This window comes from Streptomyces sp. DSM 41931, assembly GCF_050271085.1.
GTDB lineage: Bacteria > Actinomycetota > Actinomycetes > Streptomycetales > Streptomycetaceae > Streptomyces > Streptomyces albogriseolus.
In genome coordinates this window covers 3,677,740-3,699,113 of the sequence record NZ_CP189902.1, presented here as the reverse complement: position 1 = coordinate 3,699,113, position 21,374 = coordinate 3,677,740, and the positions used below count along the sequence as shown (strand labels likewise).

Here is a 21,374-nt window from a genome sequence, read left to right as displayed (position 1 = left end):
GCCGAGCGGGTGATCAGCCCACTTCCACGGCCAGCCCCTCCAGTCCCCTGATCACGAAGTTCGGCTTGCGGACGGGTTCCGCGGCCAGGCGGAGGGTGGGGGCCCGCTCCAGGAGGGACGTCATCGAGGCGGCCAGTTCGATGCGGGCCAAGGGGGCGCCGATGCAGTAGTGGATGCCGGCGCTGAAGGAGATGTGCGGGTTGTCGCGGCGGGTGAGGTCCAGGCGCGACGGGTCGGCGAAGACCGCCGGGTCGTGGTTGGCGGAGCCGAACAGCATCGCGATCTCCGCGCCGCGCGGGATCACCTGGCCGTCGATCTCGATCTCGTCCAGCACCCAGCGCTCGAAGAGCTGGAGCGGGGTGTCGTAGCGGAGCAGTTCCTCGACCGCGGTGGGGACGAGGGAGTGGTCGGCGCGCAGGGCGGCGAGCTGGCCGGGGTGGCGGAACAGCGCCCACCAGCCGTTGACCGTGGAGTTCACCGTCGCCTCGTGGCCCGCGTTCAGCAGCAGCACACAGGTGGCGATCATCTCCTGCTCGGTCAGCCGGTCGCCCTCGTCGTGGGCGGCGATCAGACCGGAGATCAGGTCGTCGCCGGGGTTCTTGCGGCGTTCGGCGATCAGGTCGCGCAGGTAGTCCGAGAACTCGACCGACGCGCGGACCGCCTTCGCCGCCGCCTCCTCGGACGGGTTCAGCTCGTACATCCCGCAGATGTCCGCCGACCAGGGGCGCAGCGGCGCACGGTCGGACTCCGGGATGCCCAGCATCTCCGCGATCACCGCGACCGGCAGCGGCTCGGCGACGTCCCGCAGCAGGTCGCCGCCGCCCGCCGCGACCAGCCCCGCCACCAGCTCGTCCGCGAGCTCGCGCACGTACGGCCGCAGACGGTCGACCGTGCGCGGGGTGAACGCCTTGGACACCAGGCGGCGGATGCGCGTGTGGTCCGGCGGTTCCAGGTCGAGCATGCCGTGGTCGTTGAGCGTGTGGAACGGCTCGTGCTCCGGCGGGGGCGGCGTGCGGCCGAACTCCTCGTGGCTGAACCGGTGCAGGTAGGTCCGTCCCAGGCGCCGGTCGCGCAGCAGCGCCGAGACGTCCGCGTGGTGCGCGACGAGCCACTGGTCCGTCGGCTCGAAGTACCGCACCCTGCCCTGTTCCCGCAGCCACGCGTAGGCGGGGTACGGGTCGGCGACGAACGCGGGGTCCCACGGGTCGAAAGCGAGGTCGGAAGGAGCTGCCATGGACGGACGGTAGACCGCCGCCCCGCCCTCTGACCAGGGGTGCCGGGTGTCCGTCAGACGGCGCCGAAGTCGGGGAGGGTGACCGTGCCGTCCTCGGCGAGCGGGAGGCCGGGGTTGTGGGCGACCTCCCAGGCGTGGCCGTCGGGGTCGGTGAAGGCGCCCGAGTAGAAGCCGATCTCGTTGAGAACGGCCGGCTTGGTGACCGTCCCGCCGGCGCGGTCCGCCGCCGCGAGCACCGCGTCGACCTCGGCGTCGGAGCGGACGTTGTGCGCGAGGACGATGCCGCCGAACCCGCCCGGCGTGCCGGGTTCGAGGCCGGAGTCACGCGCCAGCTTCTCCCGGCTCCACAGGACCAGGCCGAGACCGCCCGCCTGGAAGAAGACGGTCTCCTGGACCTCCTGGCCCCGCCAGCCCAGGGCCTCGTAGAAGGCCTTCGCGCGGGCGAGGTCGGTGACCCCCAGCGTGATCAGGGTGATGCGCTGTTCCATGCGCCCCACCCTAGGCCGCGCGCCCGGGCCGGGCCCGGCTCAGCCCGGCGTGACCAGACGCGCCTCGTACGCGAAGACCGCCGCCTGGGTGCGGTCGCGCAGGCCCAGCTTCACCAGGATGCGGCTGACGTGGGTCTTGATGGTCGACTCGGCGACCACCAGCCGCTCGGCGATCTCCGCGTTCGACAGGCCCTGGGCGATCAGCACCAGCACCTCCGTCTCCCGCTCGGTGAGGTCCCCGTACGCGGCCTGCACGGACGGCAGCACCCGGGGCGCGTCGGACAGCTTGGAGAACTCGGTGATCAGCCGCCGGGTGACCGACGGGGCGAGTAGCGCCTCTCCGGCCGCGACGACCCGCACACCGTCGGCGAGCTGACGCGCGGAGGCGTCCTTGAGGAGGAAGCCCGAGGCGCCCGCGCGCAGCGCCTGGTAGACGTACTCGTCCAGGTCGAAGGTGGTGAGCACCAGCACCTTCGCCGCGCCGTCCGCCGCGACGATCTCCCGGGTCGCCTCGATGCCGTTCAGCTCCGGCATGCGGATGTCCATCAGCACGACGTCGGGGGCGAGTTCGCGGACCTTCTCGACCGCCTGCCGGCCATTGACGGCCTCGCCGACGACCTCCATGTCCGGCATCGCGTTGAGCAGCACCGAGAAGCCCTCGCGCACCATCATCTGGTCGTCCGCGATCAGCACGCGAATGGTCATGCGTCATCCTCGTTCACCATGGTGACCGGCAGGAACACCGCGACCTCGTAGCCGCCGTCCTCGGTCGGCCCGGCGGTCATCTCGCCGTTCAGCATGGCGACCCGCTCCCGCATGCCCGTGATGCCGTGACCGGCCCCGGGCGACGGCTTCACCAGGCTCGGCCCGGGCATCGGGCCGTTGACGACCCGGACGCCGAGACCGCCGAGAACGTACCCGATCTCCACCCGGGCGCTTGCGCCGGGCGCGTGCCGCAGGCTGTTGCTCAGCGCCTCCTGCACGATCCGGTACGCCGACAGCTCCACGCCGGGCGGCAGCTCCCGCACCGCGCCGGTGACCACCTTCTCCACGGTCAGCCCGGCGTCCCGCACGTTGACCAGCAGGGCGTCCAGGTCGGCGAGGGTGGGCTGCGGGGCGTCGGGGGCCTCGTAGTCCTCGGCGCGGACCACGCCGAGGATGCGGCGCAGCTCGGTGAGGGCGGCGACGGCGTTCTCCCGGATGGTGGCGAAGGCGCGCTCCAGCTCCTCCGGCGGGTTCTCCACCCGGTACGGCGCGGCCTCGGCCTGGATGGCGACCACCGACATGTGGTGGGCCACCACGTCGTGCAGCTCACGGGCGATGGTGGTGCGCTCCTCCAGCAGGGTGCGCCGGGACCGCTCCTGCGCGGTGACCGTCTGCTGCGCGGTCACCTCCTGCTGGGCGGTGTGCCGGACGTGCCACAGACAGACCACGAGCAGCGCGAACGCCGACGTGACCAGCATCGGCCCGCCGTTGGTGTAGTAGTACGACCCGCCGATGAAGATGTCCGAGAGGATCGCGTACGCGGCGGTGACGACCCACATCCAGACGGCGGTGCGGGGCCGGGTGCGCAGCGCGGTCACCACGAGCACGGTGAGGTGACTGACGAACGCGCCGGGCATCCACGGCCAGTCGGAGCCGCCGCCGTTGAGCAGCGCGGTCACCGGGCTCACCGCGATGGACAGCCAGAACGCGCCGACCGGCCGGGTCAGCGTGGCGACCACGGGGAGCGCGCACAGCAGACCGGTCAGCAGGGCCCTGGCGTCCCCGCCGGGTTCGCTGCCGGAGACTGCGCCGATCAGCAGGGTGAGCAGGGCGATCGCCCCCACCACCGCGTGCGGCAGCCGTTCCGCGGCGGTGCGTATCCGCGTGGGCAGCCGGCGCAGGAGCGGGCCGGTCGTCGGCCTGGGCTCCATCGGGCGGTAGGCGAAAGGGTCGTGGAACAGGTCCTGGCGCAGCCCCTGCAGGGCGTTCTGCGCCAGCCGGTACTCCGGGCTGCGGTACCCGTCCCCGGTGCGCGGGGCTCCGGCGGGCTGCTGGTGCGTCGTCTCGGTCACGCTCACACGGTAGGCCGACCGGGTGGTGGCGGTCGTCACCGTGGAGACGCATTCCGGGGCGTCCGTCTCAGGTACTACGCAGGCCGCGCGGCGTTACCCGACGGTACTCGCGGGCCTCAGTAACCGGAGGGACGCACCAGCCCCGACTCGTAGGCGAAGACCGCCGCCTGGGTGCGGTCGCGCAGGCCCAGCTTCACCAGGATCCGGCCGACGTGCGTCTTCACCGTCTGCTCGGCCACCACGAGCCGTACGGCGATCTCCGCGTTGGACAGGCCCTGCGCGATCAGCGACAGCACCTCCGTCTCCCGCTCGGTGAGGTCGCCCACCTTCCGGCGCAGGGGCGTGCGGGGCCGCGGGTCCAGGCGGGAGAACTCGGCGATCAGCCGGCGGGTGACGCCCGGCGCGAGCAGCGCGTCCCCGGCCGCCACCACCCGGACCGCCTCGGCGAGCTGCTCGGCGGAGGCGTCCTTGAGGAGGAAGCCGGAGGCGCCCGCGCGCAGCGCCTCGTACACGTACTCGTCGAGGTCGAAGGTGGTCAGCACCAGCACCTTCACCTCGGGGTGGACGGCGGTGATGCGGGCGGTGGCCTCGATGCCGCCGAGTTCGGGCATGCGGATGTCCATCAGGACGACGTCCGGGACGAGTTCGCCGACCTGCCCGACCGCCTCGATCCCGTTCACCGCCTGGCCGACGACCTCGATGTCGGGCTGGGTGTTCAGCAGCACGGTGAAGCCCTGCCGCACCATCTGCTGGTCGTCGGCGATCAGTACGCGGATCATGCGGTGCCGTCCTGGGGGAGGGGGTCGGTGGCGGGCGGTGCGGACACGGGGAGGCGGGCCTCGACGCGGTAACCGCGCCCGGACCAGGGGCCGGCGGTGAGGGTGCCGCCCAGCATGACCGCCCGCTCCCGCATGCCGAGCAGCCCGTGCCCGGCCCCGGCGGAGGGCGGCGGCTCCCGGGTGGGGGCGGTGTTCGCGACCTCCACCCGCAGGGCGCCCGGCCCGTAGGCGAGGGTGACGTGCGCGGTGGCGCCGGGCGCGTGCCGCAGCACGTTGCTCAGCGCCTCCTGCACGATCCGGTACGCCGACAGCTCCACACCGGGCGGCAGCGGACGGCGCGCGCCGGTGACCTCGGTGGTCACGGTGAGTCCGGCGGCGCGGGTGTTCTCCACGAGCGCCTCCAGCCGGCCGAGGGTGGGCTGCGGGGCGTGCGGGGCACGCCCCGACCCGTCGGCCGGGTCGGCGGCGGCGGGGTGCTCGGAGCGCAGCACGTCGAGGACCCGGCGCAGTTCGGTGAGCGCCTCGACGGCGTTCTGCCGGATGCCGGCGAGGTTCTCCTTCAGCTCGTCGGACGGGTCCCGCACGAGGTGCGGGGCGACCTGCGCCTGAATGGAGATCACCGACATGTGGTGGGCCACCACGTCGTGCAACTCCCGTGCGATGCGGTTGCGTTCCTCCAGGAGCGTGCGGCGGGCGCGTTCCTCGGCGGTGAGCGTGGTCTGCCGGCCCAGTTCCGCGCGGGCCTCGCGACGCCCGCGCAGAGCGGCGCCGAGGACGACGGCGACGGTGAAGAGCACGGCGGCGAGCTGGCCGGTCGGCTGGTACTCCACCGCGCCCACCAGCCCCTGCACGACGTAGGTGGCGAGTGCGGTCAGGGCCAGCGCCTCCGCCGAGACCCGGGTGGGCACCCGCAGGGCCAGCAGCAGGAGCACCAACAGGTGCGCGATCAGCCCCGCGGCCGACCAGGGCCAGGTGAACGTCTCGCCGTCCACGGTCATCACCGCCCGCACGGCGAACGCCGCCACCAGCATGGCCGCCAGCGACATCCACCAGGCGAGCACCGGGCGCCACAACGCGCACACCATCGCGCCGGCCTGGCCCAGGGCGACCAGGAAAGCGAACCCGGCATCGAGCCCGCCGTTGTCGCTCAGCTGGGCCGCGTCACCGAGCAGCACACCGAGGGCGGCCAGCCAGACGACCCCGTGCGGCAGCCACCGCAGCCATGTCGACGGCGGCATGGGGTCGGCCCGCGCGGTCATCAGGTCGTCGCGCAGGACGCCCAGCCACCGCCGTATGTGCTCCACCCCCGTGTCCACCACACCGTTCAGCCTAGACATGAGGGGCCCGCTCGGTCGTCGGGCGGTGCGCGCGGACCACCCTCGACGGCCGTACCCGCCTGAGCGGACGGCCCCCGCCCCGCTCCCAGGTGCGGAAAGCCGCCCCGCACACCGCGAGGGCGAGGGCGAACGCCGCCAGCCAGGGCAGCCGGGCGGCGACCCAGCCGAGACCGTCCGGGACGGTGTGCAGACCGGGCAGCGGGCCGGCGGGGAGAAGGGCGGCGGTGGCGGCCATCAGGGCGGTCTGATGCCACAGGAACACCGTCATCGCGGACAGGTTGACCAGCGCCACCGCCGCCCACGCCAGGGGCCGCCGCATCGCGCGCCGCAGCCGGTCCCGCAGCAGCAGCGCGAGCCCGCACTGGGCGAGGCCGAAGGTGACGGCGGCCAAGGTCGGCGGATCGAGGTTGGACACCTCCGCGCCCGGCACCCCGACCATCGCGGCCGGATAGCCCGCCCACGCGACCAGCGCCGCCGTCGCCGCCGTGCCGCCGCCCAGCAGCACCCACCCGGACGTACGGCCCTCCAGCTCGCCCCGGGTCCAGGCCGCGCCCAGCGTGTACGGCACCAGCCAGCCCGCGGCGAGGTTCAGCCATCCCAGCCCGTCGGACGCGCCGAGGCCGAAGCGGAGCACGTCGACGTGGAGGACGACGGCCAGCGGCCACAGCGGATGCAGCCGGGCGACCAGCGGGGTCACGGCGGTGAGGGCGGCGAAGACCAGCAGGAACCACATCGGGGACAGCGCCAGCTTCACCAGCGTCCGCACGGTCGCGTACTCGGCGTCGGACAGCAGCAGCGCGAGCGTCACGACCGTCCACAGGCCGAGGACGGCGACGACCGGCCCGAACAGCCGCGCCAGCCGGGCGTGCAGCCAGCGGTGGTACGGCGTCCCCCGCCCCCGCGCCGAGGCGTACGAGCGGGTCGCGACGTGCCCGCCGACCAGGAAGAACACGGCGAGGGTCTGGAAGGTCCAGGACACCGGGGCCAGCCAGGGCATGTGCTGCAGCGGGCTGGCGGTGCGCAGGGTGCGGCCGTCCGCGACCAGCGCGGTGACCAGCCAGTGCCCGAGGACCACACCGAGGACGGCGAAGGCGCGTAAGGCGTCCACGGCGCGGTCGCGGTGGGCGGGGGTGGCCGTGTCGACGCGGGCGGCGGTGTCCCGCATCGCGACGACGAGGCGGGTCATCGGGTCACCTCCTGGGTGTCGCCGAGGACGATCCGGGTCAGGTTGGCCAGGGACGGGGAGCCGGGGGCGAAGTAGTCGCTGTGTCCGCCGTCGCCGGCCGCGAAGACCCGGGCGCCGTACTCCTCGGACACGGGGTCGGTGCCGAAGCCGACGGTCGTGCCGAACAGGCCGGCGTCGAGGTGCGGGACGTGCTCGACCCAGTCGTCGGCGCCGCGCGCGGCCCACACCCGGGCGCGGGTGCGCAGGCCGGCGGCCGTGTCGGCGCCGGTGCCGGGGCTGCCGAGGAACACCAGGTCGTCGACGTCGAGTCCGGCGGCGGCCCGCGCGCAGACGACGGAGCCGTAGGAGTGGCACAGCAGGGAGACGCGTGCGCGAGGGGCGGCGACTGCCCGCACGTCTCCTATGAACGTGCGCAGTTCGGGAGCGGCCTCCTCCGCGCGGCCGGTCGTGGTGACCGAGGGGCTGAGCGTGCCGGGCGTCTCGTAACCGAGCCACGCGACGACCGCTGTGCGCACCCCCGTGGGCGCTTCCCGTGTCAGCCGCTGGTGCAGGGCGAGGGCGGTGGCGCGGAAGCGGCCGTAGGTGTCGATGCCGGTGTCGGAGCCGGGGACGAGCACGGCGACGCGGTCGGCGTGCGCGAGGTCGCCGAGCACCTCGGTGACCAGCCCGGCCCCCCGTCCGTCGAAGTGCAGCAACTGGCCCCGGGCGATCCGTCGTTCGGCTGTGGCTCGCTTGCGGTACCCGTGGTCCGCCGCCGTGCGGGCCGCCTCGGCCGCGTTGGCCCGGTGGGCGGCGTAGGTCGCGTCGAGTCCGGCGACGGCCGGGGGCGGGACCTGGGCGGGCGGCGGCGCGGGCGCCTGCGGGCGCGCGGCCCCGGCGAGGGGCACGGCCACGGCGGCGGCGACCAGCAGGGCGAGCAGCCCGCGCCGCGTCCGGCCGGCCGGCCGGTGTGCCGGGCCCTCCGGTCCGTCCGGTCCCGTGTCCGGAGTCCCCCGCTCGCGCCCCTGCTCCATCGTCGCCGCTTCCTTCCCGTCCGCCCGGCCATCGGGCGTGCCAGGAAGGGAAGTTACGGAGCGTGGTCCGTAACCCGCGTCCCACCGGGGGACTCATCCGCGGGGTAGCTCTCAGGTACTAGGGGTATGACCGGGCCCCCGGTGAGGGGGAGTTGCAGGCGCCGCCCTCACCACGCGAGCTGGGCGATCTCCTCCGCGACGATCGCGCAGGCGTCCGCCGCGGGATCGATGAGCGGGAAGTGGCCGACGTCCGGCAGCAGGGTCACCCCGACCACCTCACCGGCCTTCGCCGCCGCGTCCGCGTACGCCTCGGCGACCGCGAGCGGGACGTCGATGTCGGCGCGGCCCTGGACGAGGGTGGTGGCGATGCCGGTGGGCAGCAGCAGCGCCGGGTCGGCGTGCGGCCTGCGTTCGGCGAAGTGGTCGTCGCCGCCCAGCAGTTCGCGGACCGCGCCGTCGCACACGCCCAGCTTGTCGGCGACCTCGAGGTCCGCGATGGGGGCGAGGGCGACGACCCCGCGCAGGGGCGCCGGGGCGTCGGTGCGCCAGGGCGAGCCGGCGGGCAGGAGGTGCCGGGCGGCGGCCCACAGGGCCAGGTGTCCGCCCGCGGAGTGGCCGGTGAGGACGATGCGGCGCGGATCGCCCGCCGGGAGCAGCTCACGTATCAGCCCCGGCAGGGCGTCCAGCGCGGCGGCGACGTCGTCGAAGGTGTCGGGCCACCGCCCGGCCACCGCGTCGCCGCCGTCCGCCCGCGTCGCACCGCGCCGGTACTCGACACTGGCCACGGCGAAGCCGCGGTGCGCCAGGAACGCGGCGAACGGGCTGACATGACGCCGGTCGTAGGGGGTGCGCCAGGCGCCGCCGTGCAGCACGACGACCACCGGCGCGGGTCCGCTCCCGCCGCGCGGCGCGTAGAGGTCGATGACGTGATCGGGGTCGTCGCCGTAGGCCGCCGTGGCGTCCGGATCGACCGGCGGGTGGGAGAAGGCCGACTTCTCCTCGGCGGCGGCCCGGGCGGCTGCGACGTCGTCCGTCATGCTCCAACCTCTCAGCGATACAACGTGGTTCGACCGGACCGGGCGTGTACGCGGCCGTTCGGGCGGGACGGTACCAGCACTCCGCCCGCCCTCCTCACCGGGAGGCCCCGCCTGACCGGCGGGAACGGGGCCGGGACGGTCCCGTCCCGGCCCCGGCCGGCCTAGCGCAGCTCCTCGGCGAGCACCCGCGCGGCCCGTTCCACGTCGGCGAAACCGACATAGAGCGGGGTGAATCCGAAGCGGAGCACGTCCGGGTGGCGGAAGTCGCCGACCACGCCCCGGTCGATCAGCCGCCGCATCACAGGACCGGCGTCGGCGCAGCGCAGGGCGACCTGGCTGCCCCGCTCCGCGTGCGGCAGCGGGGTGAGGCACTCCACCCTGCCCTCGGGGACGTACTCCCCGACGCACTCCAGGAAGAAGTCGGTCAGGGCGAGGGACTTGGCGCGCACCGCCTCGACCGTCACCCCGTCCCACACCTCGAGCGCCGCCTCCAGGGCGAGCATGGAGAGGATGTCCGGGGTGCCGACCCGCCCCCGCACCGCGCCCTCCGCCGGCGCGTAGTCGGAGCGCATCCCGAAGGGCTCCGCGTGCGAGTTCCAGCCGGGCAGCGGAGAGTCGAAGCGGTCCTGGAGGTCCGCCCGCACATACAGGTACGCGGGCGAACCGGGGCCGCCGTTCAGGTACTTGTAGGTGCAGCCGACGGCCAGGTCCACGCCGTGCGCGTCCAGGCCGACCGGCAGCGCGCCCGCGCTGTGGCACAGGTCCCAGACGGCGTACGCGCCCGCCGCGTGCACGGCCGCCGTGAGCGACGGCAGGTCGTGCAGCCGCCCGGTGCGGTAGTCCACGTGGTTGAGCAGCACGGCCGCCGTGCGCTCCCCGAGCGCGCCCGGCACCTGCGACGGTTCCACGGGCCGCAGCGTGCAGCCGGTCATGCGGGCCGCCGACCCGGCGATGTAGCCGTCCGTGGGGAACGTGGTCGCGTCGACCAGGATCTCGTCCCGGCCCGGGCCGGTCTCCTGGGCCAGCCGCACCGCGCCGACCAGCGCCTTGAACACGTTGACGCTGGTGGAGTCGCCCACCACGATCTGCCCGGCCGCCGCGCCGACCAGCGGGGCGATCCGGTCGCCGATCCGCTCCGGCGCCGTCCACCAGCCGCTCTCCGTCCAGGAGCGGATGCGCATCTCGCCCCACTGGCGGCCGACCACGTCCGCGACCCGGCCGGGCACCGCGACGGGCAGCGCGCCCAGCGAGTTGCCGTCCAGGTAGACCGCGCCGTCGGGCCCGTCGAGGACGAACTCCGCGCGCTTGGCGGCGAGTTCGTCCCCGGCGTCCAGCTTCTCCGCCTTCTCCGTCAGCTCCGCCTTCTCCGCCTTCTCCATCGGCTCAGACATAGGACCGCGCCGTCCACAGCTCGGGGAAGACGCTCTTCTGCGCCCGCTTCTCCAGCCACGCCACTCCGGCGGACCCTCCTGTTCCGGTCTTGGCGCCCATGGCCCGGCGGGTGGCGACCAGATGGTCGTTGCGCCAGCGCCACACCAGTTCGGCGACGTCGGTCAGCGCCTCGCCGAGCCGTGCCACCTCGTCCCGCTCGTCGCCCGCGTAGACGGCCGTCCAGATCTCCTCGACCGCACGCGACGGCTCGTACTTCCGGGACACGTCGCGCTCCAGCACCTCCTTCGGCACGGGGTGGCCGCGCCGGGCGAGGAACCGCAGCACCTCGTCGTACAGGCTGGGCTCGTGCAGGGCCTTCTCCAGCTCGGCGTGCACCCGCGGCGCTCCCCGGTGCGGGACCAGCATCGACGCGGACTTGTCGCCGAGCAGGAACTCCATGCGCCGGTACATCGCCGACTGGAACCCGGACCCCTCGCCGAGGGCGCCCCGGTAGGAGTTGAACTGCGCCGGGGTGAGCCCGGCCAGCGGCCGCCAGGAGGCGTTCAGCGCCTCCAGTTCGCGCCGTGAGCGGCGCAGCGCGTCGAGCGCGGTCGGCACGTCGTCCCGGCGCAGCGCCTGCGCCGCGGTCTCCCACTCGTGCACGATGACGGTGAACCACAGCTCCATCACCTGGGTGGTGACCAGGAAGACCATCTCTCCGGGATCGTCCGAGAGGGTGTGCTGGAGGTGGGTGAGGACGTCCGCCTTGACGTAGTCCTCGTACGGGGTCGTGCCCTGGAAGTCGAGATGCGGGGTCTCGGGCTCGTGAGCCTCGTGGGACATCGCTGTCTCCTGAAATGTACTCCGGGTAGCGGTCCGCCCCTGCCGTTACCGGCACGGGGGCCCCGGTCCCCACGGTGCATCCTGCGCAATCGTCCCCCACCACCGCAAGGCCCGCCCGCCGAGCGGGCGGGCCCCGTGGTGATCACATTCCGTTTTCCGGCCGGTTCAGCCCAGGACCTGGGCCGCCGTCGGCGAGGAGTCCTTCAGGAACTGGGAGCAGCGCTCGTACTCCTCCTGCTCGCCGATCGCCTGCGCGGCGCGGGCGAGGGCGTGCAGGGCGCGCAGGAAGCCGCGGTTCGGCTCGTGCTCCCACGGCACCGGGCCGTGGCCCTTCCAGCCGTTGCGGCGCAGCGCGTCCAGGCCGCGGTGGTAACCCGTGCGGGCGTACGCGTAGGACTCGACGACGCTGTCCCGCTCGAACGCCTCGTCGGCGAGCCGCGCCCAGGCCAGCGAGGAGGTCGGGTAGCGGCCCGCGACCTCGGCGGCGGTGGCGCCGGACGCCAGCAGCTCGCGCGGCTCCGGGTCGTCGGGGAGGTGGGTCGGGGGCGGGCCCCCGAGGAGGTTCTCGTGAATGGACATGGGTCCAGTCTCGTACATCAGACGGCGCGGCTCCCCCGGCGCGGGTCCGCCTCCAGCGGGGGCACGGCCACACTGCCGTGGGTACGGCACTCGGGACGCCGGCAGCCCGGCGCGGGACGGCGCACGGTCGCCGCGGCCAGGACCGCGCCGATCACCAGGACGCCCGCGCACAGCAGCATCGCCCGGTCGAACGCGGCGTCGAACTGCGCCGGCTGCCGGAACGCCTCCGGACCCATCCCGGCGAGCAGCGGCAGCGCGGCCACCGCCAGCAGTCCGGCGGCCCGGGCGGCCGCGTTGTTGACCCCGCTGGCCAGGCCCGCCCGCGCGGTGTCCACGGACGCCAGCACGGACGCCGTGAGCGGCGCGACCAGGGTGACCATGCCGAGGCCCAGCACCAGCAGCGCGGGCAGCACGTCGGCGGCGTACGAGGCGTCCGGCCCGACCCGCAGCATCAGCAGCACCCCGGCCGCGCACAGCAGCGGGCCGACGGTGAGGGGCAGGCGCGGCCCGATCCGGTCGGCCAGCTCGCCCGAGCGGGCGGAGAGCAGCAGCATCAGGGCGGTCGTCGGGAGCAGCGCGGTGCCGGCGGCGAGGGCGGACCAGCCGACGACCACCTGGAGCTGCAGCGCGGCGAGGAAGAAGAACCCGCCGAACGCCGCGTACACGCACAGGGTGACGCCGTTGATCGCCGAGAACTGGCGGGACGCGAAGATCTCCAGCGGCATCATCGGGCCCGGCCGCCGCTTCTCCACCAGCACGAACCCGACGGCGGCGGCGAGCCCCGCCACCGCGGACACCACGACCAGCGGCGACCCGTCACCGGCCCCGATCAGCGCGTACGTCACCAGCGCGAGGGCGACCGCGCCGAGCGCCGCGCCGAACACGTCGAAGCGCCCCTCCGCCGTGCCGCCCGACGACTCGGGCACATGGCGCACGGCCACCGGCGCGCACAGCAGGGCGAGCGGCACGTTGATCAGGAACACCCAGCGCCAGCCGGGCCCGTCCACCAGCCAGCCGCCGAGGAACGGTCCCACGGCCGCCCCGATGCCGCCGAAGCCGGACCACAGGCCGACCGCGCGGCCCCGGTCGTCGGGGTGGAAGGACGCCTGGATCAGCGCGAGCGAGCCGGGGGTCAGCAGCGCCCCGCCCGCGCCCTGGAGCGCCCGGGCCGCGATGAGCACGCCCTCGTCCGGCGCGATCCCGCACAGCAGGGAGGCGGCGGCGAACCACAGCACGCCGACGACGAACACCCGGCGCCGCCCGAACCGGTCGCCGAGCGCCCCGCCCAGCAGGATCAGCCCGGCCAGCGTGACCAGATAGGCGTTGACGGTCCACTGGAGCGCGGCGAGGTCGGCGTCGAGGTCCTCGCCGATGCGCGGCAGGGCGACGTTGACGACGGTCGAGTCGAGCAGGGCCATGCCGGAGCCGAGGACCGTGGTGAACAGGATCCACCTGCCCTGCGGGGACGCCAGCCGGACATCGGGCATACCCGGAGCATACGGAAGAGCCCGGCACCTGGGCAGGTGCCGGGCTCGACGCGTGCGGGTCGGGCGCGCGGGTTACTTGATGCGGGTGCCCGTCGAGCGCAGGTGCGTGCAGGCCTCCACGACGCGGGCGGCCATCGACGCCTCGGCCAGCTTGCCCCAGGTGCGCGGGTCGTAGGTCTTCTTGTTGCCGACCTCGCCGTCGACCTTCAGGACGCCGTCGTAGTTGCGGAACATGTGGTCCGCGACCGGACGCGTGAACGCGTACTGGGTGTCGGTGTCGATGTTCATCTTGACGACGCCGTTCTCCAGCGCGGTGCGGATCTCCTCCTCGGTGGAGCCCGAACCGCCGTGGAACACGAAGTCGAACGGCTGCGCGCCGGCCGGCTTGCCGTACTTGGCGGCGACGCCCTCGTTGAGCTCCTTCAGCAGCTCGGGACGGAGGACGACGTTGCCCGGCTTGTACACGCCGTGCACGTTGCCGAAGGACGCGGCGAGCAGGTAGCGGCCCTTGTCGCCCAGGCCCAGCGCCTCGGCGGTGCGGATCGCGTCGTCGACCGTGGTGTAGAGGGAGTCGTTGATCTCGTGGGAGACGCCGTCCTCCTCGCCGCCGGTCGGGGTGATCTCGACCTCGAGGATGATCCTGGCGGCCTGGGCGCGCTCCAGCAGCTCCTGCGCGATGGACAGGTTGTCGGCCAGGGTCTCCGCGGAGCCGTCCCACATGTGGGACTGGAACAGCGGGTTGCGGCCGGCCTTGACGCGCTCCTCGGACACCGCGAGCAGCGGGCGTACATAGCCGTCGAGCTTGTCCTTCGGGCAGTGGTCCGTGTGCAGGGCGATGCTGACGTCGTACTTCTCGGCGACGATGTGCGCGAACTCGGCGAGCGCGACGGCGCCGGTCACCATGTCCTTGCTGTGCTGGCCGCCCAGGAACTCGGCACCGCCCGTGGAGATCTGCACGATGCCGTCGCTCTCCGCCTCGGCGAAGCCGCGCAGAGCCGCGTGCAGGGTCTGGGACGAGGTGACGTTGATGGCCGGGTAGGCGAACTTGCCTGCCTTCGCCCGGTCGAGCATCTCGTTGTAGACCTCGGGAGTTGCGATGGGCATCTGTCCGCTCCTTAAGAGTGCGGTGTGGGGTGCTGCGTACTGTCGGCCCTGACCTGGAACCTTGGATGCGACGTCATTGTCGGTCACATCCTTCCAGACTCGGCCGGAACGTCCATGCCGCCGTCCGCCCTGTGGTCGGCGGGGCCGGTCAGTCCAGGCCGAGCTCGTCCTTGGAGAAGGCGAACAGGTACGGCACCCCGGCGCCCTCGCGGATCTTCTCGGCGGCGCCGGTGGCCCGGTCGACGATCGTCGCCACGCCCACGACCTCGGCGCCGGCCTCGCGCACGGCCTCCACGGCGGTGAGCGGGGAGCCGCCGGTGGTGGAGGTGTCCTCCACCACCAGCACGCGGCGGCCCTTGATGTCCGGGCCCTCCACACGACGCTGCAGACCGTGCGCCTTGGCGGCCTTGCGCACCACGAACGCGTCCAGCGTGCGGCCGCGCGCGGCGGCGGCGTGCAGCATGGCGGCGGCGACGGGGTCGGCGCCCATGGTCAGCCCGCCCACCGCGTCGAACTCCAGCTCCTCGGTCAGGTCCAGCAGCACCTGCCCGACCAGCGGGGCGGCCTCGCCGTCGAGGGTGATGCGGCGCAGGTCGACGTAGTAGTCGGCCTCCAGACCGGAGGAGAGGGTCACCTTGCCGTGTACCACGGCCTTGTCCTTGATCTGCTGCAGCAGCGCGCCGCGCGTGTCCGTCATGCCTGTCAGCTTAAAGCCGGGTCCAGGTCCAGGTCGTGGAGGCCTCCAGCGGCTCCAGCGGCGTGACCAGGCGCGGGTGGGTGTTCAGCCCGTCCGGCGGCCCGGTCTGCGGCTCCACGCAGACGGCCTCGGCCTGCTCGTCGTAGACCACGACCCACTCCTCGCGGCTGGTCACCTTCAGCCGGAGCTGCCCCGGCCAGGTGAGGGTGACGTCCACGCCGCCGGGCATCCCGAAGCAGTCGTCCCACGGGCCCGGCCGGGGGTCGACGCGCCGCCCGGTGGGCAGGTGGTCCTCCCCGCGCTCCTCCTGCCAGGCGGGCTCGAAGCCGAGGGTCACGTCCTCACCGCCGAGGTTGCGCAGGAACCACGGGTGCCAGCCGAGCTGCGCGGGGAACGACGAGCCGTGCGTCTCGACGCTCATCGTCAGCGTCAGCGAATCCTCGGTGAGCGCCACCTGCTGGGTGACCCGCCCCGGGTACGGCCACGGATCCGTGAGGTCGTACGTCAGCACGGCCTCGTCCGTGCTGGTGCGGGCGGTGCGCCAGGGGGCGTTGCGCGCGGTGCCGTGGATGGCGTGCGGAGGCGCGTTGAGCGGCATCTGCCGCACGGCGGCGCCGTCCCGGAACCGCCCGTCGCGCAGCCGCCCGCACCAGGGGACCATCGGGAAGCAGCCGTACCGCTCCCCCTGCCGCAGCAGCTCCACACCCCCGAGCCGCAGCCCGCCGACCCGCCCGCCGTTCCCCGGCAGCACGTCCACCTCCGCGTCACCCGCGGTCAGCGTGATGTGTTCGTCACTCACGCCTCGACCCTACTGGGGCGATCACCCACGTGGGGCGGGAGCGGGCGTCAGCGGCGGCGGCGCAGGGCTCGGATCGCGACGACCGCCGAGGCGACCGCCAGGGCGGCCGCGGGGGCCGCCCAGCGGAGGGGGGTCGGGGACGTGACCGTCTGGGGTGCGGGGACGGGGGCGTAGCGGCCGCGCGGGGGTGCGTGGTCGACCTCCTCGGCGCTGCGGCCGATCATCGTGCGCCGCGCGTGTGCGGCTTCGGCGAGGGAGTCGTCATCGTCGTCGCGGAGCGGGCGCCCGTCGATCCCGCCCGGGAGTCCCGCGTCCGGGGCCTCCGGCTCGGGGGCGGCTCCGTCGTCCGCCGGGGGCGCCGCTTCCGTCTCGGGCCCGGTTTCCGGAGCGGCGTCCGACGGGGACGCGCTCGCCCGTTGCGGTGGTGGCGGAGCCGCGTCCTCCGCGTCGGGGGTGGTCTCGAAGTCCGTCGTGGCCCGGGGTTCGAAGTCGCCGGCCGCCAGGTGTTCCGGAGATCCGAGGGGGCCCGGCGGCTCCGCCGTCTCCTCCGCCGCCGCGGCCAGGTTCTCCGCGAAGCGGTTCAGCAGGCGGGTGACCGCCGAGGTCACCGCGTCCTGCGGGAGGTCCGTGACGCGGCCGTCCGCCGTGGCGGTCCCCGTGACGACGAGCGCCGTACCGGCGTCGGCGGGGCGCGGGGTCAGCCGCAGGGACAGCCGTACCGTCCCGTTGCCGCGGGCCTCGGCCGCCTCGCCCTCGACGACGTAGGAGCCGTCGTCCGCCCGGGACACCCGCACCGATCCGCGGTAGGTGATGGAGGAGCCGCCGATCCGTACCTTCAGCCGTCCGGTGACGGGTTCCGCACCGGCGTCGTGCTGGAGCCCGGGCACCGCCCGGGCGACCCGCGCGGGGTCGTCCAGCACTTCCCTGAGCCGCTGCGCCTCGACCGGAACGAACACCTCGTGCTCCATGAGTGCGGAGCCTACCCACGCGACGCCGTACCGCACCCCCGTCCGCGAGAAGTCGCGGCGCGTCAGTCGCCGTACCGGGGGTGGACCAGGGTGGACGGCGGGAGTCCGGCGACGCGGGTGCGTTCCGCCGCTCGGACGTCTGCGGCGAGGGAGGCGTCGGTGAGCGTCCGGGGCCGGGGTCCGGCCGGGTCGAGGCGGGGCCGCGGGGTGTGCCGGTCGGCGGCCAGCACGAACCCCCAGTCGCGGTGGGCGCGGGCCGGGTCCGCGGGCCCCCGGTCGGGTCCGGCGGCGAACCCGGCCTGCCGTCCGCGCACCCGGTACGCGGTGGTGCGCAGACCGGCCGCGCACAGGGTGGCGTCGAGGGTCCAGAAGTCGCGGGGCCGGGAGGCGACCGCGCCCCCGTGCACCACGAGCCGCCCGCCCGGCGCGAGCGCCTGCCGGGCCAGCCCGTAGAACTCCTGTGCGTACAGCTTGGTGCTGGCGGTGATGCCGGGGTGCGGCAGGTCCGACACCACGACGTCGTACGCGGCGGCGGGCGCCGTCCGCAGCCAGTCGAAGGCGTCGGCGGTGACGACGTGGACGCGCGGGTCGTCGAGGGAGTGCGCGTTGAGCCGGGACAGGGCGGGATCGTGGCGGGCCAGCCGCACCACGCCCGCGTCGAGCTCGACGACGTCCACCCGCCGTACGCCGGGATGGCGCAGCACCTCGCGGACGGCAAGCCCGTCGCCGCCGCCGAGCACCAGCACGCGCGCGTGGTGTCCGGTCATCGCGGGGTGCACGAGGGCTTCGTGGTACCGGAGTTCGTCCCGGCCGCTGACCCGCAGCCGCCCGTCGAGGAACAGGTTGAGCGGCCGTCCGTCGCGCCCGCCGGTGAGCAGGACCTCCTGCACGTCGGTGTGCACGGCGACCCGGACGTCCGCGCCGTAGAGGGCGTGCCGGGCGGCCCGTTCGAAGTCGTCGACGAGGACGGCCGCCGAGGCGAGCAGGGCGAGCACGCAGACGTTGGCGGTGAGGAGGAGACGGCGGGCGCGCCGGGTGAGGTCGTGCCGGAACAGGCCGAGGACGAGCGCGCCGCCGACGACCGCGTTGACCGAGCCGGTGATGAGCGCGCCCGTCAACTGGCCGAGGACGGGGAGGAGGAGAAAGGGGAAGGCGAGCCCGCCGACCAGCGCGCCCACGTAGTCCGCGGCGGACAGGTCGGCCACCGCGCCGCCCGCGTCCTGCCGCCGGATCCGCTGGATCAGCTCCATCAGCAGCGGCACCTCGGCCCCGATGAGCAGCCCGGTGGCGAGGGAGAAGGCGACGAGCAGACAGCGCGGGCCGCTCGCCCACACCCCGCCCCAGTCGCCGGTCCAGGCGAACACCGCGTACAGCGCCATCGCGCTGCCCCCGCCGACGAGGGCGAGCGCCGCCTCGACCGCGCCGAACCCGGCCGCCGCGTGCCGCCGCAGGCGTTTGGCGGCGAGCGAGCCGATGCCCATCGCGAAGACCATGACGGACAGCACGACGGAGGTCTGGGCGACCGAGTCGCCCATCAAGTACGCGGCGAGCGCGACGAGTTCCAGTTCGTACACCAGTCCGCACGCCGCGCAGACGAACACTCCCGCGAGGACCAGCCACCGTCCCGTGCCCTGGCGCACGGGCAGCGGGATCGCGCTCCCGGCGTCGCCCGCACCGTCCGCGCCCTTCCGCCGGGGACCGTCCGGCCCGCCCCGGTCCTGAGGGGAGCCGGAGGGAGGAGCGGGGGCCTGCGGATCGATCACCCGAGGGACGTTACGTCACGCACTCATCGCACAACGTCACCCACACGCGTGAAGTTTGTTTACGCCCGCACGGCACCGGCGTGCGCGGCGACACGCGCTCCGACCCGGGTGCGGGTGGCCACGAGCTGGCCGTCCTGCGGGTAGGCGTGCCAGGTGCGCCAGTGGAACTGGCCCTCGTGACAGCGGGCGAGCATCGCCGTGAAGGCGTGCGGGCTGCCGGGGAAGACGCCGGCGAGCCCCTGCGGGTGGTCGGAGACCAGGGCGAGCAGCTCCTGCGCCCGGCCGGCGAAGGCGACCGGAGGGAGGACTTCCACCCGGGCGGCGAACTCGTACTCCCAGTCGTCCACCCGCTTGGCCACGCCCAGCGGGAGGGGCGTGCTGCTGCCCGGGATGCACGCCACCGTCTCCGAGCAGAGGCCCCGGTCCTCCTCCAGCAGCACCTGGTGGGAGGCGCCGAGCAGTCTCAACTGCAGCCTCACGCCCTGGAGTTCCAAGTCGAGGGAGGCCAGCGCCGGAAGCGGCTCGCGGCCCAGGGCCCAGGCGAGATCGGACGCGCGCGTATCTGAATAGGCGGTGTTCAGGGTCGTGAGCATGGATCGGCTCCGCAAGCACACAGGAGAGAGATACGGGTCCGCACACCCCGGGGACCGGGGACTCGGCCCGTCAGCCCGGTCGCCCGGCCGGAAGAGGTCCGCGGGGAGATCCGATGGCTGCGCTGGTTGATTTATAGGGAATCATGAACTGTGCCGCCACCACAGCGTTTTTACCCAACTTCGTGGGCTTTCCATCCCTGGGGGGCTCCCCAGCTCACCTGTTCAACTACGGCGTACGCTCCCGGTTTCGGCTCATTACGGCGCACAACACAGCGGCTTTGATGGGACGTTCACCACCCCGGACACACCACAGCGGGGCCCGCCCCAGGTGCGGACCCCGCTGCCGCGGATGCGTTCTCCCGAAGTGGAGCCGCGCTGCCCCGTGTCAGCCGCCTCCACCGCCGCATCCGCCCCCTCCGCAGGACGACCCGCCTCCGCAGGACGAGCCTCCACCGGAGGACGTTCCACACCCCGCGCCGCCCCCGCTGTCTCCGGCCCACCAGCCTCCGGAGCTGCTGCCGGACTGGCTGCTACCGCTCCCCGAGCCCGCTCCCGAGCCCCGGGACGCCCGCACGGCGAACGTCACGAGCAGGACGAACCCGACAACCAGGATGATGCCGACAATCATGGCGCCACCCTCCTTCCCGTTCCCCCCGTGATCCCCCGCGGCATCCCCCCGTGGGTGCCCGGCTCACGGTGTGACCGGGACATGCCCTCCCCGATTCCGCGCCAAAGCAGAGTTGAGCAACTCCAGAGGTTTCGCCCCGGCGCGCCGCTGAAGATGAGTTGAGGACGTCCCCGATCCGGCGGAGGATGGCCCGTATGACCTCCAGTGATCGTCCTCTTCTCAACCGTCGGCTCGCGGAGTTCGGGACGACGGTCTTCGCCGAGATGTCGGCGCTGGCCCTGCGCACCGGGGCCATCAACCTCGGGCAGGGGTTCCCCGACACGGACGGCCCGGAGGAGGTCCGGGAGGCCGCCGTGCGGGCGCTGCGCGACGGGCGCGGCAACCAGTACCCGCCGGGGCCCGGCATTCCCGAGCTGCGCACCGCGATCGCCGCCCACCAGCAGCGCCGGTACGGCCTGTCCGTCGACCCCGACACCGAGGTGCTGGTCACCGCCGGCGCCACCGAGGCGATCGCCGCCTCGCTGCTGGCGCTCGTCGAGCCCGGCGACGAGGTGATCGCGCTGGAGCCGTACTACGACTCCTACGCGGCCTGCATCGCCATGGCGGGCGGCACCCGTGTCCCCGTCACGCTGCGGCCGGGTGAGGGCCGCTTCCGGCTGGACCTGGACGAGCTGCGCGACGCCGTCACCGACCGCACCCGACTGCTGCTGATCAACACCCCGCACAATCCGACCGGCACGGTCCTCACCCGCGAGGAGCTGGCGTCGATCGCCGAGCTGGCCGTCGAGCGGGACCTGCTCGTCGTGACCGACGAGGTCTACGAGCACCTGGTGTTCGACGGCGCCGAGCACATCCCGCTGGCGTCCTTCCCCGGCATGCGGGACCGCACGGTCACGATCTCCAGCGCGGGGAAGACCTTCTCGTTCACGGGCTGGAAGGTCGGCTGGATCACCGCCTCCCCCGAGCTCGTCACGGCGGTCCGCTCCGCCAAGCAGTACCTCACCTACGTCTCCGCGGGCCCGTTCCAGTACGCGGTCGCGGAGGCCCTCGCCCTGCCGGAGTCGTACTTCACCGGCTTCCGCGCGGACATGCTCGCCAAGCGGGACGTCCTCGCGGCAGGCCTGGAGAAGGCCGGGCTGACCGTCTACCGCCCGTCCGGCACCTACTTCATCACCGCCGACATCCGCCCCCTGGGCGAGACGGACGGCATCGCCTTCTGCCGCGCCCTCCCGGAACGCGCGGGCGTCGTCGCCATCCCCACGGCCGTCTTCTACGACCACCAGGAGATGGGAGCGCCGTTCGTCCGCTTCGCCTTCTGCAAGCGGCGTCAGGTACTGGAGGAGGCCGCGGCGCGTCTCAAGAGCGCGGGCACTCGCTAGCCCTTCCCTCGCACGAGTGCAGCAGCGGCCCG

At 73.9% G+C, this 21,374-nt stretch carries 20 protein-coding genes; 1 reads left to right on the top strand and 19 read right to left on the bottom strand.

Annotation, left to right across the window (positions count from 1 at the left end; all coding sequences use genetic code 11):
• Positions 1 to 13: 13 nt before the first annotated feature.
• The 19 genes from ACP7TJ_RS17190 to ACP7TJ_RS17100 form a co-directional block, all read right to left on the bottom strand.
• Positions 14 to 1,234 carry a cytochrome P450 gene (locus ACP7TJ_RS17190; protein ID WP_189911115.1) on the bottom strand — a complete coding sequence of 407 codons (1,221 nt, stop codon included), beginning with the start codon at positions 1,232 to 1,234 and terminating at the stop codon, positions 14 to 16.
• A 53-nt stretch (positions 1,235 to 1,287) separates the two neighbouring features.
• On the bottom strand, positions 1,288 to 1,722 hold the full coding sequence (locus ACP7TJ_RS17185; protein ID WP_401627683.1) for a VOC family protein: 435 nt from the start codon (positions 1,720 to 1,722) through the stop codon (positions 1,288 to 1,290).
• Between the two features lie 39 nt (positions 1,723 to 1,761).
• Positions 1,762 to 2,427, bottom strand: coding sequence for a response regulator (locus ACP7TJ_RS17180; protein WP_093764477.1), 666 nt, complete (start codon positions 2,425 to 2,427; stop codon positions 1,762 to 1,764).
• Positions 2,424 to 3,779, bottom strand: coding sequence for a sensor histidine kinase (locus ACP7TJ_RS17175; RefSeq protein WP_427763727.1), 1,356 nt, complete (start codon positions 3,777 to 3,779; stop codon positions 2,424 to 2,426). Before ACP7TJ_RS17175 ends, ACP7TJ_RS17180 begins: the two co-directional genes overlap by 4 nt.
• A gap of 116 nt (positions 3,780 to 3,895) precedes the next feature.
• Positions 3,896 to 4,558: a response regulator gene (locus ACP7TJ_RS17170; RefSeq protein WP_266399086.1), complete on the bottom strand. Its 663-nt coding sequence runs from the start codon at positions 4,556 to 4,558 to the stop codon at positions 3,896 to 3,898.
• A complete protein-coding gene (locus ACP7TJ_RS17165) occupies positions 4,555 to 5,895 on the bottom strand; it encodes a sensor histidine kinase (RefSeq protein ID WP_367448899.1) in 1,341 nt (446 codons plus the stop codon). The genes ACP7TJ_RS17170 and ACP7TJ_RS17165 overlap by 4 nt, the downstream gene beginning before the upstream one ends.
• Positions 5,888 to 7,081 (bottom strand): acyltransferase family protein, encoded by a 1,194-nt coding sequence (locus ACP7TJ_RS17160; protein ID WP_425822472.1) that lies wholly within the window; start codon positions 7,079 to 7,081, stop codon positions 5,888 to 5,890. The genes ACP7TJ_RS17165 and ACP7TJ_RS17160 overlap by 8 nt, the downstream gene beginning before the upstream one ends.
• On the bottom strand, positions 7,078 to 8,094 hold the full coding sequence (locus ACP7TJ_RS17155) for an alpha/beta hydrolase (protein ID WP_266547795.1): 1,017 nt from the start codon (positions 8,092 to 8,094) through the stop codon (positions 7,078 to 7,080). The genes ACP7TJ_RS17160 and ACP7TJ_RS17155 overlap by 4 nt, the downstream gene beginning before the upstream one ends.
• A 167-nt stretch (positions 8,095 to 8,261) precedes the next feature.
• Positions 8,262 to 9,131, bottom strand: coding sequence for an alpha/beta hydrolase (locus tag ACP7TJ_RS17150; RefSeq protein WP_093764471.1), 870 nt, complete (start codon positions 9,129 to 9,131; stop codon positions 8,262 to 8,264).
• A gap of 161 nt (positions 9,132 to 9,292) precedes the next feature.
• Positions 9,293 to 10,522, bottom strand: coding sequence for a kynureninase (gene kynU, locus ACP7TJ_RS17145; RefSeq protein ID WP_367490682.1), 1,230 nt, complete (start codon positions 10,520 to 10,522; stop codon positions 9,293 to 9,295).
• Positions 10,515 to 11,345, bottom strand: a complete 831-nt coding sequence (locus ACP7TJ_RS17140; protein WP_266399074.1) for a tryptophan 2,3-dioxygenase family protein — start codon at positions 11,343 to 11,345, stop codon at positions 10,515 to 10,517. Before ACP7TJ_RS17140 ends, kynU begins: the two co-directional genes overlap by 8 nt.
• A gap of 165 nt (positions 11,346 to 11,510) precedes the next feature.
• A complete protein-coding gene (locus ACP7TJ_RS17135; RefSeq protein ID WP_086704046.1) occupies positions 11,511 to 11,924 on the bottom strand; it encodes a DUF3151 domain-containing protein in 414 nt (137 codons plus the stop codon).
• 17 nt (positions 11,925 to 11,941) lie between these two features.
• The gene (locus tag ACP7TJ_RS17130) at positions 11,942 to 13,411 is read right to left on the bottom strand and encodes an MFS transporter (RefSeq protein WP_167741216.1); all 1,470 of its coding nucleotides are present in this window, start codon (positions 13,409 to 13,411) and stop codon (positions 11,942 to 11,944) included.
• Between the two features lie 72 nt (positions 13,412 to 13,483).
• Positions 13,484 to 14,515, bottom strand: coding sequence for a class II fructose-bisphosphate aldolase (gene fbaA / locus ACP7TJ_RS17125; RefSeq protein WP_093764467.1), 1,032 nt, complete (start codon positions 14,513 to 14,515; stop codon positions 13,484 to 13,486).
• Positions 14,516 to 14,663: 148 nt separating this feature from the next.
• Entirely contained in the window at positions 14,664 to 15,212 is a 549-nt protein-coding gene (pyrE, locus tag ACP7TJ_RS17120; RefSeq protein WP_093764466.1) for an orotate phosphoribosyltransferase, read from the bottom strand.
• Between the two features lie 10 nt (positions 15,213 to 15,222).
• A complete protein-coding gene (locus tag ACP7TJ_RS17115; protein ID WP_425935322.1) occupies positions 15,223 to 16,011 on the bottom strand; it encodes an aldose 1-epimerase in 789 nt (262 codons plus the stop codon).
• Positions 16,012 to 16,058: 47 nt separating this feature from the next.
• Positions 16,059 to 16,979 carry an SRPBCC domain-containing protein gene (locus ACP7TJ_RS17110; RefSeq protein ID WP_387584170.1) on the bottom strand — a complete coding sequence of 307 codons (921 nt, stop codon included), beginning with the start codon at positions 16,977 to 16,979 and terminating at the stop codon, positions 16,059 to 16,061.
• A 62-nt stretch (positions 16,980 to 17,041) separates the two neighbouring features.
• Positions 17,042 to 18,742, bottom strand: coding sequence for a polyamine aminopropyltransferase (locus ACP7TJ_RS17105; protein ID WP_266399063.1), 1,701 nt, complete (start codon positions 18,740 to 18,742; stop codon positions 17,042 to 17,044).
• 59 nt (positions 18,743 to 18,801) lie between these two features.
• Positions 18,802 to 19,335 (bottom strand): DUF2617 family protein, encoded by a 534-nt coding sequence (locus ACP7TJ_RS17100; RefSeq protein WP_167741218.1) that lies wholly within the window; start codon positions 19,333 to 19,335, stop codon positions 18,802 to 18,804.
• An 813-nt stretch (positions 19,336 to 20,148) separates the two neighbouring features.
• Here ACP7TJ_RS17100 and ACP7TJ_RS17095 point away from each other — a divergent pair.
• On the top strand, positions 20,149 to 21,342 hold the full coding sequence (locus ACP7TJ_RS17095) for a pyridoxal phosphate-dependent aminotransferase (protein WP_093764461.1): 1,194 nt from the start codon (positions 20,149 to 20,151) through the stop codon (positions 21,340 to 21,342).
• Positions 21,343 to 21,374 lie beyond the last annotated feature (32 nt).

Bases quoted from the DNA above. Each gene is read 5' to 3' on its own strand.
- ACP7TJ_RS17190 (WP_189911115.1), bottom strand. From the start codon at position 1,234: ATGGCAGCTCCTTCCGACCTCGCTTTCGACCCGTGGGACCCCGCGTTC.
- ACP7TJ_RS17185 (WP_401627683.1), bottom strand. From the start codon at position 1,722: ATGGAACAGCGCATCACCCTGATCACGCTGGGGGTCACCGACCTCGCC.
- ACP7TJ_RS17180 (WP_093764477.1), bottom strand. From the start codon at position 2,427: ATGACCATTCGCGTGCTGATCGCGGACGACCAGATGATGGTGCGCGAG.
- ACP7TJ_RS17170 (WP_266399086.1), bottom strand. From the start codon at position 4,558: ATGATCCGCGTACTGATCGCCGACGACCAGCAGATGGTGCGGCAGGGC.
- ACP7TJ_RS17165 (WP_367448899.1), bottom strand. From the start codon at position 5,895: ATGTCTAGGCTGAACGGTGTGGTGGACACGGGGGTGGAGCACATACGG.
- ACP7TJ_RS17160 (WP_425822472.1), bottom strand. From the start codon at position 7,081: ATGACCCGCCTCGTCGTCGCGATGCGGGACACCGCCGCCCGCGTCGAC.
- ACP7TJ_RS17155 (WP_266547795.1), bottom strand. From the start codon at position 8,094: ATGGAGCAGGGGCGCGAGCGGGGGACTCCGGACACGGGACCGGACGGA.
- ACP7TJ_RS17150 (WP_093764471.1), bottom strand. From the start codon at position 9,131: ATGACGGACGACGTCGCAGCCGCCCGGGCCGCCGCCGAGGAGAAGTCG.
- kynU (WP_367490682.1), bottom strand. From the start codon at position 10,522: ATGTCTGAGCCGATGGAGAAGGCGGAGAAGGCGGAGCTGACGGAGAAG.
- ACP7TJ_RS17140 (WP_266399074.1), bottom strand. From the start codon at position 11,345: ATGTCCCACGAGGCTCACGAGCCCGAGACCCCGCATCTCGACTTCCAG.
- ACP7TJ_RS17135 (WP_086704046.1), bottom strand. From the start codon at position 11,924: ATGTCCATTCACGAGAACCTCCTCGGGGGCCCGCCCCCGACCCACCTC.
- ACP7TJ_RS17130 (WP_167741216.1), bottom strand. From the start codon at position 13,411: ATGCCCGATGTCCGGCTGGCGTCCCCGCAGGGCAGGTGGATCCTGTTC.
- fbaA (WP_093764467.1), bottom strand. From the start codon at position 14,515: ATGCCCATCGCAACTCCCGAGGTCTACAACGAGATGCTCGACCGGGCG.
- pyrE (WP_093764466.1), bottom strand. From the start codon at position 15,212: ATGACGGACACGCGCGGCGCGCTGCTGCAGCAGATCAAGGACAAGGCC.
- ACP7TJ_RS17110 (WP_387584170.1), bottom strand. From the start codon at position 16,979: ATGGAGCACGAGGTGTTCGTTCCGGTCGAGGCGCAGCGGCTCAGGGAA.
- ACP7TJ_RS17100 (WP_167741218.1), bottom strand. From the start codon at position 19,335: ATGCTCACGACCCTGAACACCGCCTATTCAGATACGCGCGCGTCCGAT.
- ACP7TJ_RS17095 (WP_093764461.1), top strand. From the start codon at position 20,149: ATGGCCCGTATGACCTCCAGTGATCGTCCTCTTCTCAACCGTCGGCTC.